The sequence below is a fragment of the Streptomyces sp. NPDC029122 genome, from assembly GCF_055569445.1.
This window is the reverse complement of sequence record NZ_JBVHWK010000013.1, coordinates 146,133-161,468: the sequence shown is the minus strand read 5'-3', so window position 1 is coordinate 161,468 and position 15,336 is coordinate 146,133. Positions and strand designations below refer to the sequence as shown.

Here is a 15,336-nt window from a genome sequence, read left to right as displayed (position 1 = left end):
CCCCTCATCGCTCCCCCCCCCCCCCCCCACCCCCCCCCACTCCCCCCCCCCCCCCCCCCCCCCCCCCCCCCCCCCCCCCCTCTTCGTCCCCCCCCCCCCCCCCCCCCCCCCCCCCCACGGCGTTGCCGGAGGGGGACCCTGGGGTGCGGTCGCCTGCGACCCCTTCATCGGCCTCGGCGGGGGAGGGACGGCGCCCTTCACCGCCGAGGTGGTCCCCGGCCGCTACCGGGCCGAAACGGCCGTGGCCACCGTCATCACCCCGGCGGCCGCCCGCCCGGTGATCCAAGACACGAGGGCCCGCTCTGGGACGCCTTCGAGGAGGCCGGCCACGGCCCCGGCCCGCACCTGGCACGGGTGAGCACGGTCACGGCCCGGTGGCCTTCGGCTCCGGCTGGGGCGACGGCCGCTACCCCGCCTGGACCGGACGGGACGCGGACGGCGAGATCACCTGCTTCGTGACGGACTTCTTCGTCGTGCCCGCGCCCGGGGACGACGCGGCGTAGGCTCGGCGGCATGCCGATCCGCGCCGTGCTGTGGGACATCGACGACACCCTCTTCGACTACACGGGAGCCGACTCGGCCGGTCTGGCCGCCCATCTGCGCGCCGAGGGACTCGCGGAGCGGTACGGATCCCCTCCGGAGGCCCTCGCGCTCTGGCGCAGGCTCACGGAGCTCCACTGGGCGCGTTTCGCCGCGGGCGAGGCCACCTTCCAGGGCCAGCGGCAGGACAGGGTGCGGGACTTCCTCGGGGAGCCCGCCCTGACGGCGGCGCAGGCCGACGCCTGGTTCGACAGCTACGTCGGGCACTACAAGGCCGCCTGGGTCCTCTTCCCGGACGTCCTGCCCGTCCTGGAGTCCCTCGCCGGCACCCACCGGCACGGGGTGCTCACGAACTCCTCCGCCGCCAACCAGGACCCCAAGCTGCGCCACCTCGGGCTGCGCGACCGCTTCGAGGTGCTGGTCTGCGCCGCCGAGCTGGGGGTGAGCAAGCCCGACGCCGCCGCCTTCCTGGCCGCCTGCGAGGCGCTGGGGCTGCCGCCGGGCCAGGTCGCCTACGTGGGGGACCAGCCGGAGATCGACGCGCGGGGCGCGCGGGACGCCGGGCTCACGGCCGTCTGGCTCGACCGGGAGGGGGGCCGGGGGCCCGGTCCCGCCGGTGTGCACCGGATCGAGGGACTTGACCGGCTGCCCGAGCTCCTGGCTGCGGATACCCGTTTTGGAGCACGGTCAGGCATCCGGTAATGTTCTTTCTGCGCCGCCCGGGCGGGCCGAAAGGCCGGACACGGAGGCGCTTACCAAACGAAAGGCCCTCAGGGTCTTGAAGTTCGGTGGGCTATAGTGTAATTGGCAACACGAGGGTTTCTGGTTCCCTTATTCTAGGTTCGAGTCCTGGTAGCCCAGCGCAGTGCAGTAGTAACGCAGTGCTTTGCCCCCGTTGTGTAGCGGCCTAGCACGCCGCCCTCTCAAGGCGGTAGCGCCGGTTCGAATCCGGTCGGGGGTACAGATCCTTCCCGCGGGATCTCCAGGGTCGCTCCCGGAGGTCTTGATGCAGGATCGCTAGGGCCCCCGTTGTGTAGCGGCCTAGCACGCCGCCCTCTCAAGGCGGTAGCGCCGGTTCGAATCCGGTCGGGGGTACCAAGGTCTGGCAGGTCTAGACCATTGGGCTATAGTGTAATTGGCAACACGAGGGTTTCTGGTTCCCTTATTCTAGGTTCGAGTCCTGGTAGCCCAGCGCAGTACCGCAGTAAAGCTAGCCCCCGTTGTGTAGCGGCCTAGCACGCCGCCCTCTCAAGGCGGTAGCGCCGGTTCGAATCCGGTCGGGGGTACAAGAGGAGAGGCCCTCCGCGATCATCGCGGAGGGCCTCTTCCGTGTTTCCGGAGCCGCTGTGGGCCGGCGGGTGCCGGGTGCAAGTGCGGGCCCGGAGGCGCGAGTTCGGACGTGTGCGGCGTCGTACGCGCCCCCGGACCCGGGGGTTGGAGTGGTGGAGGTCTACGGCCGCGGACGGCTCAGCCGGAGCGGCGCAGGGCCTCCGTGAGACGGGCGGCCGCGTCTATGACGGCCTGGGCGTGCATGCGCCCCGGGTGGCGGGTCAGGCGCTCGATCGGCCCGGAGACCGATACGGAGGCCACCACCCGGTTCGAGGGGCCGCGTACGGGCGCCGAGACGGACGCCACGCCGGGCTCCCGCTCGCCGATCGACTGCGCCCAGCCGCGGCGCCGTACGCCGGACAGGGCCGTGGCCGTGAAGCGCGCGCCCTGCAGACCCCGGTGGAGCCGCTCGGGCTCCTCCCAGGCCATCAGGATCTGCGCGGCCGACCCCGCCTTCATCGGGAGGGTGGAGCCCACCGGGACGGTGTCCCGCAGGCCCGACAGCCGCTCGGCGGCCGCCACGCAGATGCGCATGTCGCCCTGACGACGGTAGAGCTGCGCGCTCTCGCCCGTCACGTCACGGAGGTGCGTGAGCACCGGTCCGGCCGTTGCCAGCAGGCGGTCCTCGCCGGCCGCGGCGGCAAGCTCTGCCAGCCGCGGACCGAGGATGAACCGGCCCTGCATGTCCCTCGCCACCATCCGGTGGTGTTCCAGTGCCACGGCCAGGCGATGTGCCGTGGGTCGTGCGAGCCCTGTCGCCGCGACCAGCCCGGCGAGGGTGGCCGGACCGGACTCCAGTGCGCTCAGTACCAGAGCTGCCTTGTCGAGAACGCCGACGCCGCTAGAGTTGTCCATGAAACGATATTCACGTCTCACACTGTGAAACGCAAGTTCAAATTTTCCAAGAACGAGCGAGTCTGTATGTGCGGGTCCACGAACCACTGGGTCCGAGCCGTCGTTCCGCCAGTGGGGTAGCGGGCGATCAGGCGCACCAGATCTCTAAAGAAGCGCCGGCACAACCGGCCGGCCGGAGGGAAAGCGATGGGTAGGACACTCGCGGAGAAGGTCTGGGACGACCACGTCGTCCGGCGCGCCGAGGGCGAGCCCGATCTCCTCTTCATTGATCTCCACCTGCTGCACGAGGTGACCAGCCCGCAGGCTTTCGACGGTCTGCGCCAGGCCGGCCGCAAGGTCCGCCGTCTGGACCTCACCATCGCCACCGAGGACCACAACACCCCCACCATCGACATCGACAAGCCGATCGCGGACCCGGTCTCCCGGGCCCAGCTGGAGACGCTGCGCAAGAACTGCGCCGAGTTCGGTGTCCGCCTCCACTCCCTGGGTGACGTCGAGCAGGGCGTCGTCCACGTCGTGGGCCCGCAGCTGGGCCTGACCCAGCCGGGCACGACCGTGGTCTGCGGCGACTCGCACACCTCCACGCACGGCGCGTTCGGCGCGCTGGCCTTCGGCATCGGCACCAGCCAGGTCGAGCACGTGCTGGCCACCCAGACCCTGCCGCTGGCCCGCCCCAAGACGATGGCGATTACTGTCACCGGTGAGCTGGCCGAGGGCGTCACCGCCAAGGACCTGATCCTGGCGATCATCGCCAAGATCGGCACCGGCGGCGGCCAGGGCTACATCCTGGAGTACCGCGGCGAGGCCATCGAGAAGCTGTCGATGGAAGCCCGCATGACCATCTGCAACATGTCGATCGAGGCCGGCGCCCGCGCGGGCATGATCGCCCCCGACCAGACCACCTTCGACTACCTGGAGGGCCGCGACCACGCCCCGACGGGCGAGGACTGGGACGCGGCGGTCGCCTACTGGAAGACGCTGCGCACCGACGAGGACGCGGTCTTCGACGCCGAGGTCGTCATCGACGGGGCCTCGCTGTCGCCGTTCGTCACCTGGGGCACCAACCCGGGCCAGGGCGCGCCGCTGTCGGCCAACGTCCCCGACCCGGCTTCGTACGAGGACGCTTCGGAGCGCCTCGCCGCCGAAAAGGCCCTGGAATACATGGGGTTGACGGCCGGGCAGCCGCTGCGCGAGATCAACGTGGACACCGTCTTCGTAGGTTCCTGCACCAACGGCCGCATCGAGGACCTGCGCGCCGTCGCCGGGATCATCGAGGGCCGCAAAGTCGCCGACGGCGTACGGATGCTGGTCGTCCCGGGCTCGGTCCGGGTCGCCCTGCAGGCCGTGGAGGAGGGCCTGGACAAGGTCTTCAAGGAGGCCGGCGCCGAATGGCGGCACGCGGGCTGTTCGATGTGCCTGGGCATGAACCCCGACCAACTGGCCCCGGGCGAGCGTTCCGCGTCCACCTCCAACCGCAACTTCGAGGGCCGGCAGGGCAAGGGCGGGCGCACCCACCTGGTCTCCCCCCAGGTGGCCGCCGCCACCGCGGTACTGGGCCATCTGGCCTCCCCCGCCGACCTGTCCGACGCCCCTGCCACCGCCGGAGTCTGAACCATGGAAGCCTTCACCACCCACACCGGCCGGGCCGTTCCGCTGCGCCGCAGCAATGTCGACACCGACCAGATCATCCCCGCCCACTGGCTGAAGAAGATCACCCGTGACGGGTTCGAGGACGGGCTGTTCGAGGCCTGGCGCAAGGACCCGGAGTTCGTCACCAACCGTCCCGAGCGGGCGGGCGCGACGGTCCTGGTCGCCGGTCCCGACTTCGGCACCGGATCCTCGCGCGAACACGCCGTCTGGGCCCTGCAGAACTTCGGCTTCAAGACGGTCATCTCCTCCCGCTTCGCCGACATCTTCCGCGGCAACTCGCTGAAGAACGGTCTGCTGACCGTCGTCCTGCCGCAGGAGACCGTCGACCGGCTGTGGGAGCTGACCGAGGCCGACCCCACCGCCGAGATCACCGTCGACCTGGTCGACCGCCAGGTCCGAGCCGAAGGCGTCGAGGCGGAGTTCGAACTCGACGACAACGCCCGCTGGCGTCTGCTGGAGGGTCTGGACGACATCTCGCTCACCCTTCAGAACGAAGCCGACATCGACGCGTACGAAAGCGGCCGCCCGGCCTTCAAGCCCCGCACGATTCGGCACTGATTCCAGCCTGATCAGCGCTTATTCACCTTTGGGTGATCACATCGGCAACACTGTGCCCCCCGCCTTCCGGCGGGGGGCACAGCCGTATGTTGAGGCCCCGTGAGGCGACAACTCGCCCCAGATGGCACAATCTGTGCATGGAACGCGACAGTCAACTCGAGCTCTACGAACTCGTCGCGGACCGGTTGAAAGAAGCACACGCAAGGGTGCGCGCACTGCAAGTCCCGGAGGGCGTAAGGATGACGCTGTCCCGGAAGCTGTTGGTCGTCACTGCCGCGGCGAAGCACGATCTGGCCGATGCGGCAAGGCGCCTGGACAGGTTGATGAAGGACCTCGACGAGGGTCGATTCCCTGAAGGCGACTGATGCGAAGGAACTCCGTAACGACCTACATCGTTGCGGCACTAGGGTGATTAGCCCGTTTCGTGTTTGATTTGCGGTATATATCCGCCTAACGTGCGAAATAAGCTTGAACACATTCGTTCTGGCGATGTCTCCGAAGGGGAAGACGTGAACAAGGCGCAGCTCGTAGAAGCGATTGCCGACAAGCTGGGCGGCCGCCAGCAGGCCGCGGACGCCGTCGACGCGGTACTGGACGCCATGGTCCGCGCGGTCGTCGCGGGCGACCGGGTCTCGGTCACGGGCTTCGGCTCGTTCGAGAAGGTCGACCGTCCGGCCCGCTACGCCCGCAACCCGCAGACGGGTGAGCGCGTCCGGGTCAAGAAGACCTCCGTCCCCCGTTTCCGCGCGGGTCAGGGCTTCAAGGACCTGGTCAGCGGCACCAAGAAGCTCCCCAAGGGCGACGAGGTCGCCGTGAAGAAGGCCCCGAAGGGCAGCCTGACCGGCGGTGCCTCCGCCACGGTCAAGAAGGCCGCCGCGAAGAAGGCCACCACGGCGAAGAAGACCACCGCGAAGACCACGGCCGCGAAGAAGACCGTGGCGAAGAAGGCCGTCGGGAAGAAGGCCGCGCCGACCGTCAAGAAGACCGCCGCGAAGACCACGGCCGCGAAGAAGGCCACGGGCACGGCGACGGCCAAGAAGGCCGCCCCGGCCAAGAAGACGGCGACGGCGGCCAAGAAGACCACCGCCACCGCCAAGAAGACCGCCCCGGCGGCCAAGAAGGCCACCGCGACGAAGGCGCCCGCCAAGAAGGCGGCGACGCGCAAGGCCACCGCGAAGAAGACCACGGCCCGCAACAAGTAAGGGCACGGTTAGACACGCCGGGCCGGCTTCCCCACCCGGGGAAGCCGGCCCGCGGTGCGTTCATCCCAGGTGGGTGGTGTACGGGCGGTGCGGTCAGAAGGTCTGCAGGGTCACCAGCGTGATCCGCAGCGACGGGCCCTCGCCCTCCGTCTCGATGCGCACCCGCTGCCCGGGCCGCAGCAGCCGCAGGCCCCCCGCGTCGAAGGCGGCGGCCTCGAAGGGCACCGGGGTGCCGTCGTCCAGCAGCACACTGCCGCTGCGGGTCTGGGAGTCGTACGTGTACGCGGTCGCCTGCATACGGGAACTGTATCGGGCCGTGTGCCGCCCCACCCCGAGGGTCAGGGCCGTCCGCAGGTCCGCCCCCGTGTCCACGTCCCGGCGTACGCTCTCCACACCCGCGACGGCTATTTCCACCGCCCCCGATGCCGAATGCCGGGCCCGGGAGGGGCCGCCGAACGAAGGTGCCAATTCCACGTCCGGTCCCGCGGAAAGCAGGGTGGTGCCGATTCCGGCCGCATCTGCCAGAAATGCCCTGGGAAAATGCCCCGCGATATCGAGCACACGTAGCAATTCCGGCGGCCGCAGCGCCGGCAGATCGGCGTTCATCGCGGCCACCGCCGCCCCGGGCCGCCCCGCCCGCACCGCCCGCGCCCCGTGGTCCAGCGCCGCGTTGAGCCCCGCGCCGGGGGCGTCCGGCAGGATCCGCGCTCCCAGCCGCGCCAGCTCCGCGCCCGCCACGGCGTCGTCCGTGACGACCACCACATCCGCGACCGAGGCGCAGGCCAGCGCCCCGGCCACGGTGTCCTGCGCGAAAGCCAGCGCGAGCCCCGGCCGGGACGCGCCCACGGCCGCCGCGAGACGGCTCTTGGCCAGCGCCAAGGGCTTCAGGGGGACCACCAGGCTCCATGCGGCGTTCGTGGCGGACCCCTTCCCTCCGGTGCGCTGCGGCACCCGCCCGACCCATCGGCAGGTCATGACCCGGTCATCACTCGGCCCATTGTCGCCCCCGAGCGGCCGCAGGGGGGCCTCGTGGTGCGAGCGGGGCGTACGGTGTCCTCGACAGAGACCGGACCCGGCGCGACACTTGTCCGGCCCCGAGGTGCCCAAGCCCCGCACCGGTCCTAGAGGAAGGTGTCCGAGTGTCCCGCCGCAGAATCGGCTTCTGGTACCGCCTGGCGGCGGTCATCGCAAAACCGCCGCTGGTAGTGCTCTTCAAGCGGGACTGGCGGGGAATGGACCACATTCCGGCCGACGGCGGATTCATCACCGCCGTCAATCACAACTCGTATCTGGATCCGCTCTCCTACGCGCACTTCCAGTACAACACCGGCAGGGTGCCGCGTTTGCTCGCCAAGGCAGGGCTCTTCAAGGTGCCTTTCGTCGGCATGATCCTGCGCGGATCCGGGCAGATCCCCGTCTACCGCGAGACCACCAACGCCCTGGACGCATTCCGGGCGGCCGTGGACGCGGTCGAGCGCGGTGAATGCGTGGCCTTTTACCCGGAAGGCACCCTCACCCGCGACCCGGAGATGTGGCCGATGGCCGGCAAGACCGGCGTCGCCCGCGTGGCGCTGATCACCAAGGCGCCCGTCATTCCCGTGGCCCAATGGGGCGCGAATCTCGCGATGCCGCCCTACGCCAAGGAGAAGAAGGTCCGGCTGTTCCCCCGCAAGACCCTCCAGGTCCTCGCCGGACCGCCCGTGGACCTCTCGGCCTACTACGACCGCGAGCCCACGCCCGAGGTCCTCAAGGGCGCCACCGAGGCCATCATGGCCGACATCACCAAGCTCCTGGAAGAGCTGCGGGGCCAGAGCGCGCCCGCGCAGCCGTACGACCACCGCAAGGCCAGGGCGCAACAGCGGCGCGACGCCGCGGGGGAGGGCAAGAAGTGACACGTCCCGTCAAGGCCGCCGTGTTCTCGGCGGGTTCCTGGGGCACCGCCTTCGGCATGGTGCTCGCCGACGCCGGCTGCGAAGTGACCCTGTGGGCCCGCCGCCGGGAGGTGGCCGACGCCATCAACACCGGACGCACCAACCCGGACTACTTCCCCGGAGTGGAGCTCCCGGCGAACCTCCGCGCGACCACGGACCCCGCCGAGGCCGCCCGCGGCGCCGACTTCACCGTGCTGTCCGTCCCCTCCCAGACCCTGCGCGGCAACCTCGCCGAATGGGGCCCGCTGCTGGAGCCCGACACCGTCCTCGTCTCCCTGATGAAGGGCATCGAACTCGGCACCGCCAAGCGGATGAGCGAGGTCATCGAGGAGGTGGCCAAGGTCCCCGCCGAACGCGTCGCCGTGGTCACCGGCCCCAACCTGGCCCGCGAGATCGTCGCCCGGCAGCCCGCCGCCTCCGTCGTCGCCTGCGTGGACGAGGCCGTGGCCCGGCGCCTCCAGGCCGCCTGCCACACCCCGTACTTCCGCCCGTACACCAGCACCGACGTCATCGGCTGCGAGCTCGGCGGCGCCGTCAAGAACGTCATCGGCCTGGCCGTCGGCATCGCGGACGGCATGGGCCTGGGCGACAACACCAAGGGCTCCCTCATCACCCGCGGGCTCGCCGAAGCGACCCGTCTGGGCCTGGCGATGGGCGCCGACCCGCTCACCTTCTCCGGGCTCGCCGGGCTCGGCGACCTCGTCGCCACCTGTTCCTCGCCGCTCTCCCGGAACCACACCTTCGGCACCAACCTGGGCCGCGGAATGACCCTGGCCGAGACCATCGCGGTCACCAGCCAGACCGCGGAAGGGGTCAAGTCCTGCCAGTCCGTGGCAGATCTGGCACGGCGGTACGGAGTGGACATGCCGATCACCGACACGGTCGTCGAGATCGTGCACCACGGCAAGCCCCCGCTGGTCGCGCTGAAGGAGCTGATGGGGCGCAGCGCCAAACCGGAACGTCGCTGACTCTGTTCCGGACGTGTGAGCGGGTACCCTCGTGGCGATATGAGCAGCGAGAACCTCCCCCAGACCCCTGAGCAGCAGGGCCGCAAGCCCCGCGTGGCCGTCGTGTTCGGCGGCCGCAGCTCGGAACACGCCATTTCGGTCGTCACGGCGGGCGCGGTGCTGCGCTCCATCGACCGCGCCAAGTACGAGGTGCTGCCCATCGGCATCACCACGGACGGCCGGTGGGCCCTGACCGCCGACGAGCCCGAGCGCATGGCCATCGCGGACCGGCAGCTCCCGAGCGTCGAGACGCTGCGGGAGTCCCCGGAGGGCACCGTCGTGCTCCCCGTGGACCCCGCCAGCCGCGAGGTCGTCTACACCGAGCCGGGCAGCGTCCCCAAGGCGCTGGGCGAGGTCGACGTGGTCTTCCCCGTCCTGCACGGCCCCTACGGCGAGGACGGCACCCTCCAGGGCCTCCTGGAGCTCTCCGGGATCCCCTACGTCGGCTCCGGCGTCCTCGCCTCGGCCGTCGGCCAGGACAAGGACTACATGAAGCGGGTGTTCACCTCCTTCGGGCTGCGCGTCGGCCCGTACGTGACCGTCCGCCCCCGCGAGTGGGAGGCCGACCCGGCCGCCGCCAAGGCGAAGATCCTGGACTTCGCCGGCGAGCACGGCTGGCCGCTGTTCGTCAAGCCCGCCCGGGCCGGCTCCTCCATCGGCATCACCAAGGTGGACGACCCCTCAGGGCTCGACGCGGCGGTCCAGGAGGCGCGCCGCCACGACCCGAAGATCATCGTGGAGGCGCTGCTGCGCGGCCGCGAGATCGAGTGCGGCGTCCTGGAGTTCGAGGACGGGCCGCGCGCCAGCGCCCCCGCCGAGATCCCCCCGGTCTCCAGCCACGACTTCTACGACTTCGAGGCGAAGTACATCGACTCCGCGTCCGGGATCGTGCCCGCCCCGCTGACCCCGGAGCAGACCGCCGAGGTGCAGCGGCTCGCGATCGAGGCCTTCGAGGCCGCGTCCTGCGAGGGCCTGGTGCGCGCCGACTTCTTCCTCACCGAGGACGGCGACTTCGTCATCAACGAGATCAACACCATGCCCGGATTCACGCCGATCTCGATGTACCCGCGGATGTGGCAGGAGTCCGGCATCGAGTACCAGGAGCTGGTGGACCTCCTGATCCAGGCGGCCCTGCGCCGCTCCACCGGACTGCGCTAGGCGCGCGTCCGGCCCCGTACAGCCGACCGCCCGCTGGGAGGAAACCCAGCGGGCGGCGGTGTGCGCGCGGCGGGGGACCGGGCGGCCCCCGCGGTCAGTACGAGGAGATCCCCACGGGGACGGTCCTCGCCACGGCCGTGGACAGACCGACCAGCATGCTCGCATCCGTGGCATGCTCCTTGGCGACCCGGATCTCCGTGTACGCCAGCCTCGCCCCGGTGGTGAACCGCAGACCGCCCTCCTCGGGCTTCTCCACCAGCCAGGCGACGCCATTGACCTCGACGCCGTCCTGCTGGGGATCCGCCATCTTGGGGGGTTTGGGGATACCGCACCGCAGTACGATCGCCGAGCCGCCCCACGCGGCGGTCAGATCCGACTCCGGTGAGGTGGGGGTCCGCGCCAGTCCGTCCACCGTTTCCGGGAGCTCCTTGTGCAGAGCGGCACAGAGCTCCGCGACCGCGGCGGGCGGAGCGGGCGGCGGATCCACCCGGCCTCCGGAATCCGCCGGGGCACAGCCCGCGAGGGCCAGCAAGGCCGGCACGGCGGGCAGGGCCAGTACACGGAGGGGCCGGCGGTGCAGCAATGACATCACCGGCCAAGACTAGACGGGGGCTACAGATGGACCACCGGGCAGGTCAGGGTGCGGGTGATCCCCTCCACCTGCTGGACCTTGGCGACCACCATGCGGCCGAGATCGTCGACGGTGTCGGCCTGGGCGCGCACGATCACGTCGTACGGCCCCGTCACGTCCTCGGCCTGGATCACCCCCGCGATCTTGGAGATGGACTCGGCGACGACCGACGCCTTGCCCACCTCGGTCTGGATGAGGATGTACGCCTGTACCACGGAACCTCCAGGGCGGCCACGAGGATCATTTCCCCTAACCTTCGGATGGGCCCGGGGACATCGGGCGGGCCCGGGGAAGAAGGGACGCCACGGTACCGCGTCGCCGCGTGCCACGGGGAGACCCGGGGGCCCGGCGCCACGCACAGCGGGGCGTACGCAGAGCAGAAGTTGACGTATCTGTTGACGGTACCCAGAGCTGTGACGGCTCGCGACCGCAAGCGGACTTGCCAAGAAGGGGCACAGCGATGAAGGGCACTGTGGGCGAGCTGGGGGAGTTCGGGCTCATTCGGGAGCTCACCTCACGGCTCACCACCACCCCGGCGGTCCGGCTCGGACCCGGCGACGACGCCGCGGTGGTGTCGGCCCCCGACCGGCGGGTCGTGGCCAGCACGGACATCCTGCTCGAGGGCAGGCACTTCCGCCGCGACTGGTCCACCGCGTACGACGTCGGCCGCAAGGCCGCCGCGCAGAACCTGGCCGACATCGCCGCCATGGGCGCCGTGCCCACCGCGCTGCTGCTCGGCCTCGTCGTCCCGGCCGAGCTGCCGGTCACCTGGCCCACCGAGCTGATGGACGGCATCCGCGACGAGTGCCAGGTCGCGGGCGCCGCCGTGGTCGGCGGCGACGTCGTACGGGGCGACACCATCACCGTCTCCATCACCGCCCTCGGGGACCTGCGCAACCACGAGCCCGTCCTGCGCTCCGGCGCCCAGCCCGGGGACGTCGTGGCCGTCACCGGCTGGCTCGGCTGGTCCGCGGCCGGCTTCGCGGTGCTCTCGCGGGGCTTCCGCTCCCCCCGGGCCTTCGTCGAGGCGCACCGGCGCCCCGAACCGCCCTACCACGCCGGCCCCGCGGCCGCCGGGCTCGGCGCCACCGCCATGACCGACGTCAGCGACGGCCTGATCGCCGACCTCGGGCACATCGCCGAGGCCAGCAAGGTCCGCATCGACGTGCGCTCGGGGGCCGTGGACATCCCGACCCAGATGCACGACATCGGCCAGGCCGTCGGCGTCGACCCGCTCCAGTGGGTGCTCACGGGCGGAGAGGACCACGCCATCGTGGCCACCTTCCCGCCGGACGTGAAGCTCCCGGCCCGCTGGAAGGTCATCGGGTCGGTCCAGCACCGCTCCGCGCTGCCCCAGGTGACCGTGGACGGCGCCCCCTGGACCAGCACCGGCGGCTGGGACCACTTCGGCGCCGACCCGGCCGACGGGGAAACCCCGTGAGCCCCTCCGGTGCGGTCCCGCCGGCGTGCCTGACCGTCGCCGGATCCGACTCCGGCGGCGGCGCGGGCGTCCAGGCCGACCTCAAGACCATGCTGGCGCTCGGCGTGCACGGCATGAGCGTGGTCACCGCCGTGACCGCCCAGAACTCCCTCGGCGTGCACGGCGTCTGGGAGCTGCCCGCCGAGGCCGTCACGGCCCAGTACCGGGCCGTGGTGGACGACATCGGCGTGCGGGCCGTCAAGACCGGGATGCTGTCCTCCGCCGTGCTGGTGGAGACGGTGGCGCGGCTGTTGGCGGACACCCCGGCGCCGGCCGTGGTGGACCCCGTCGGGGTCTCCAAGCACGGGGACGCGCTGCTGGCCGCCTCGGCGCTGGACGCCGTACGCCGGGAACTGCTGCCCCGGGCCACGGTGGCGACGCCCAACCTGGACGAGGTGGCCCAGCTCACCGGGCTGGCCGTGGAGACCGAGGACGACATGCGGCGGGCCGCCGACGCGATCCTCGGCTACGGCCCCCGCTGGGCGCTGATCAAGGGCGGCCACCTCGCCGCGCACGGCGACGAGGCCGTGGACCTGCTGAGCGACGGCTACCGGGAGCTGTGGCTGCGCGCGCCCCGGCACGACAACCGGCACACCCACGGCACCGGCTGCACGCTCGCCAGCGCGATCGCGGCGGGCCTGGCCAGGGGCCGGACCGTCCCGGAGGCCGTCACGGCGGCCAAGGAGTACGTCACCGGCGCCATCGCCGCCGGCTTCGCGCTGGGCGCGGGCATCGGACCGGTGGACCACGCCTGGCGGTGGCGCTGACCCCCCGGGCCGCCTCCTCGTGCCGGGAGGCGTCCCCTCAGGGTCCGGGCAAGGCAAAAGGCCGGTTCACCAGAGGTGAACCGGCCTTCTTGGCAACCGGAAAGGGCTGCGCTACGACGACGGGAGGCGTCAGCGCGAGACCTTGCCGGCCTTGATGCACGAGGTGCAGGCGTTGAGGCGCTTCGGCGTCCCATTGACCACGGCACGGACGCGCTGGATGTTCGGGTTCCAGCGACGCGAGGTGCGGCGGTGCGAGTGGGAGATGTTGTTGCCGAAGCTCGGCCCCTTGGCGCAAACGTCGCAGTTGGCAGCCACAGGTCACTCCAAGACTTCAGATGCAATTACGGTGGAATCCGGCACACCGTAATCAGAGATCTGAAGTGGCTTGCCGGACGAATGACCCGACTCTCGACGGGCAACCTGAGCAGCATACAACGACTGCTTGGGTCCGAGAAAACTACCACGACGGGGCCCTGCTCCGCCCCGGGCCCCCCGAGCGGAGGGCCCCCTTCGTTACGCTGCGGTGAACCCTGGCCCGCACAAGGAGGAACGCCCGGTGGCGCACGAGCCTGGCCCGCACACCCTCGACGCCGAAGCGGTGCGCACCTGGAGCTCACTGGCCCTGGCCGCACTGGGCCGGGCCCGCGAGGACATCGACGCGATCAACGTCTACCCCGTCGCCGACGCCGACACCGGAACCAACCTCTACCTCACCGCAGAGGCCGCCGACCGCGCCCTGGACGAGTCCCTCGCCGGAGTGACGGACCGCACAGCCGGACCCGCCTCCCTCGCCGAGGCCGTACGGGCCTACGCGCACGGCGCCCTCATAGGCGCCCGGGGCAACTCCGGGACCATCCTCGCCCAGCTGCTGCGCGGAGTCGCCGACGTCCTCGGCGCCGACCCCGGCGGCCACGGCCCGGGTCCGCTGCTCGCCCGGGCCCTCGGCCGCGCCGCCGAGGAGGCGTACCGGGCCGTCGCGCACCCCGTCGAGGGCACCATGCTCACCGTCGCCGGCGCCGCCGCGCGGGCGGCGGCCGCCGCCGGGACCGAGGCCGCCCCCGCCGCCGACGTCGCCCGGGCCGCCTACGAGGGGGCCCGCGCCGCCCTCGCCGAGACCCCCGGGCAGCTGCCCGCGCTGCGCAAGGCCGGAGTGGTCGACGCCGGCGGCTGCGGACTGGTCGCCGTACTCGGGGCCCTGTGGCAGGCCCTGTCCGGCCGGGAACCCGCCGCCGAACCGGTACGCGGCCCCGCCGTACCCGTACCCGTACCGCTGGACCCGGAGCCCTGCGACCTGGACCAGGGCGGTCCCGCGTACGAGGTGATCTACCTGCTGGAGGCCTCCGAAGAAGCCGTCGCCGGACTCCGCGCCGGCCTCGACCGGCTCGGCGACTCCCTCGTGGTGGTCGGCGGCGACGGGCTGTGGAACGTCCACGTGCACGTCGACGACCCCGGCGCGGCCGTCGAGGCCGGGGTGGTAGCCGGCCGGCCCTACCGCATCCGCATCACCCACTTCGGCGACCAGCGACGCCGCGCCACCGCCCCCCGCGCCCAGCGCGCCGTGGTCGCCGTCGTCCAGGGGGAGGGCCTGGCCGCCCTGTGCGACGAGGCCGGCGCCACCGCCGTGCCGGCCCGCCCCGGGGAACCGCCCGCCGTCTCCGAACTGCTCGACGCCGTCCGCCGGGCCCACGCCCGCGAGGTGGTCCTGCTGCCCGGCGGCCCCGAGCCGCGCGCCGCCGCGGCGGCCGCCGCCGAGCGGGCCCGCGCCGAGGGGGTACGGGTGGCCGTGATCCCCACCCGCTCGGCGGTCCAGGGCCTGGCCGCCCTCGCCGTGCACGACCCGGACGCCAGCTTCGACGAGGACGTCGTCGCCATGACCGCGGCCGCCGGCGCCACCCGCTACGGGGAACTCGCCGTCGCCGAACGGCAGTCCTTCACCTCCGCCGGCATCTGCCAGGCCGGGGACGTCCTCGGGCTCATCGACGGCGACGTCGCCGTCATCGGCGCCGGCCTGCCCGAGACCGCCGAGGCCGTCCTGGAGCGGATGCTCGGCTCCGGCGGCGAACTGGTCACCCTCGTCCTGGGACCCGACGTACCGGACACCCTCGCCGCGCGCCTGGAGGCGTACGTCCAGCACGCGCACCTGGCCGTCGACACCGTCACCTACCGCGGCGGCCGCTGGTCGGCACCCCTGCTCATCGGAGTCGAATAGCCGGCTTGTCAGCGCGATG

The 15,336-nt window shown here is 71.8% G+C and carries 16 protein-coding genes, 5 tRNA genes and 1 pseudogene; 17 read left to right on the top strand and 5 right to left on the bottom strand.

From position 1 onward, the window contains the following. Nucleotides 1-374: 374 nt before the first annotated feature. The 7 genes from ACZ4WZ_RS17770 to ACZ4WZ_RS17740 all read left to right on the top strand — a co-directional run bounded on the left by ACZ4WZ_RS17770 (nt 375) and on the right by ACZ4WZ_RS17740 (nt 1,826). Nucleotides 375-503: a DUF4241 domain-containing protein gene (locus tag ACZ4WZ_RS17770; RefSeq protein ID WP_467891201.1), complete on the top strand. Its 129-nt coding sequence runs from the start codon at nt 375-377 to the stop codon at nt 501-503. Between the two features lie 10 nt (nt 504-513). Beyond that, entirely contained in the window at nt 514-1,242 is a 729-nt protein-coding gene (locus ACZ4WZ_RS17765; RefSeq protein WP_467891198.1) for an HAD family hydrolase, read from the top strand. Between the two features lie 87 nt (nt 1,243-1,329). Next, nucleotides 1,330-1,401: transfer RNA gene (locus tag ACZ4WZ_RS17760), tRNA-Gln, on the top strand. Between the two features lie 27 nt (nt 1,402-1,428). Further along, nucleotides 1,429-1,501, top strand: a tRNA-Glu gene (locus ACZ4WZ_RS17755). A 61-nt stretch (nt 1,502-1,562) separates the two neighbouring features. Then, nucleotides 1,563-1,638, top strand: a tRNA-Glu gene (locus ACZ4WZ_RS17750). 22 nt (nt 1,639-1,660) lie between these two features. Continuing rightward, a tRNA-Gln gene (locus ACZ4WZ_RS17745) sits at nt 1,661-1,732 on the top strand. A gap of 21 nt (nt 1,733-1,753) precedes the next feature. Continuing rightward, nucleotides 1,754-1,826: transfer RNA gene (locus tag ACZ4WZ_RS17740), tRNA-Glu, on the top strand. Nucleotides 1,827-2,007: 181 nt separating this feature from the next. Here ACZ4WZ_RS17740 and ndgR read toward each other — a convergent pair. Then, complete coding sequence (gene ndgR, locus ACZ4WZ_RS17735; RefSeq protein ID WP_007266782.1) at nt 2,008-2,724, bottom strand: IclR family transcriptional regulator NdgR; 717 nt, start codon at nt 2,722-2,724, stop codon at nt 2,008-2,010. A gap of 186 nt (nt 2,725-2,910) precedes the next feature. Here ndgR and leuC point away from each other — a divergent pair, with 186 nt between their 5' ends. The 4 genes from leuC to ACZ4WZ_RS17715 all read left to right on the top strand — a co-directional run bounded on the left by leuC (nt 2,911) and on the right by ACZ4WZ_RS17715 (nt 6,134). After that, the gene (leuC, locus tag ACZ4WZ_RS17730) at nt 2,911-4,335 is read left to right on the top strand and encodes a 3-isopropylmalate dehydratase large subunit (protein ID WP_467891195.1); all 1,425 of its coding nucleotides are present in this window, start codon (nt 2,911-2,913) and stop codon (nt 4,333-4,335) included. A gap of 3 nt (nt 4,336-4,338) precedes the next feature. Beyond that, the gene (gene leuD, locus ACZ4WZ_RS17725; RefSeq protein ID WP_467891192.1) at nt 4,339-4,932 is read left to right on the top strand and encodes a 3-isopropylmalate dehydratase small subunit; all 594 of its coding nucleotides are present in this window, start codon (nt 4,339-4,341) and stop codon (nt 4,930-4,932) included. A 137-nt stretch (nt 4,933-5,069) separates the two neighbouring features. Then, a complete protein-coding gene (locus tag ACZ4WZ_RS17720) occupies nt 5,070-5,297 on the top strand; it encodes an SCO5555 family protein (RefSeq protein WP_007266785.1) in 228 nt (75 codons plus the stop codon). A 144-nt stretch (nt 5,298-5,441) separates the two neighbouring features. Beyond that, complete coding sequence (locus ACZ4WZ_RS17715) at nt 5,442-6,134, top strand: HU family DNA-binding protein (protein ID WP_467891189.1); 693 nt, start codon at nt 5,442-5,444, stop codon at nt 6,132-6,134. A 312-nt stretch (nt 6,135-6,446) separates the two neighbouring features. On the opposite strand, the pseudogene cofC reads toward ACZ4WZ_RS17715, so the two are convergent. Continuing rightward, a pseudogene (gene cofC, locus ACZ4WZ_RS17710) lies at nt 6,447-7,109 on the bottom strand (2-phospho-L-lactate guanylyltransferase); the annotation flags it as partial. A gap of 164 nt (nt 7,110-7,273) precedes the next feature. Between cofC and ACZ4WZ_RS17705 the strand changes: the two are divergent. From ACZ4WZ_RS17705 to ACZ4WZ_RS17695, 3 genes are read left to right on the top strand one after another with little or no spacing between them, the layout of a single operon-like run. After that, complete coding sequence (locus tag ACZ4WZ_RS17705; protein WP_467891186.1) at nt 7,274-8,026, top strand: lysophospholipid acyltransferase family protein; 753 nt, start codon at nt 7,274-7,276, stop codon at nt 8,024-8,026. Then, nucleotides 8,023-9,033, top strand: coding sequence for an NAD(P)H-dependent glycerol-3-phosphate dehydrogenase (locus ACZ4WZ_RS17700; RefSeq protein ID WP_467891184.1), 1,011 nt, complete (start codon nt 8,023-8,025; stop codon nt 9,031-9,033). Before ACZ4WZ_RS17705 ends, ACZ4WZ_RS17700 begins: the two co-directional genes overlap by 4 nt. 39 nt (nt 9,034-9,072) lie before the next feature. After that, nucleotides 9,073-10,230 carry a D-alanine--D-alanine ligase family protein gene (locus ACZ4WZ_RS17695; protein ID WP_467891181.1) on the top strand — a complete coding sequence of 386 codons (1,158 nt, stop codon included), beginning with the start codon at nt 9,073-9,075 and terminating at the stop codon, nt 10,228-10,230. Nucleotides 10,231-10,324: 94 nt separating this feature from the next. Here ACZ4WZ_RS17695 and ACZ4WZ_RS17690 read toward each other — a convergent pair whose 3' ends face one another. Continuing rightward, nucleotides 10,325-10,819: a DUF3515 family protein gene (locus tag ACZ4WZ_RS17690; protein ID WP_467891178.1), complete on the bottom strand. Its 495-nt coding sequence runs from the start codon at nt 10,817-10,819 to the stop codon at nt 10,325-10,327. Between the two features lie 23 nt (nt 10,820-10,842). After that, nucleotides 10,843-11,076, bottom strand: coding sequence for an Lrp/AsnC ligand binding domain-containing protein (locus ACZ4WZ_RS17685; protein WP_007266792.1), 234 nt, complete (start codon nt 11,074-11,076; stop codon nt 10,843-10,845). Between the two features lie 245 nt (nt 11,077-11,321). Here ACZ4WZ_RS17685 and ACZ4WZ_RS17680 point away from each other — a divergent pair, with 245 nt between their 5' ends. Continuing rightward, nucleotides 11,322-12,302 carry a thiamine-phosphate kinase gene (locus ACZ4WZ_RS17680; RefSeq protein WP_467891175.1) on the top strand — a complete coding sequence of 327 codons (981 nt, stop codon included), beginning with the start codon at nt 11,322-11,324 and terminating at the stop codon, nt 12,300-12,302. Then, on the top strand, nt 12,299-13,108 hold the full coding sequence (gene thiD / locus ACZ4WZ_RS17675; protein ID WP_467891172.1) for a bifunctional hydroxymethylpyrimidine kinase/phosphomethylpyrimidine kinase: 810 nt from the start codon (nt 12,299-12,301) through the stop codon (nt 13,106-13,108). Before ACZ4WZ_RS17680 ends, thiD begins: the two co-directional genes overlap by 4 nt. A 129-nt stretch (nt 13,109-13,237) precedes the next feature. Here thiD and rpmB read toward each other — a convergent pair whose 3' ends face one another. Next, complete coding sequence (gene rpmB, locus ACZ4WZ_RS17670) at nt 13,238-13,423, bottom strand: 50S ribosomal protein L28 (protein ID WP_007266795.1); 186 nt, start codon at nt 13,421-13,423, stop codon at nt 13,238-13,240. 241 nt (nt 13,424-13,664) lie between these two features. Between rpmB and ACZ4WZ_RS17665 the strand changes: the two genes are divergently transcribed. Continuing rightward, nucleotides 13,665-15,317 carry a DAK2 domain-containing protein gene (locus ACZ4WZ_RS17665; RefSeq protein WP_467891169.1) on the top strand — a complete coding sequence of 551 codons (1,653 nt, stop codon included), beginning with the start codon at nt 13,665-13,667 and terminating at the stop codon, nt 15,315-15,317. Nucleotides 15,318-15,336: the final 19 nt, after the last annotated feature.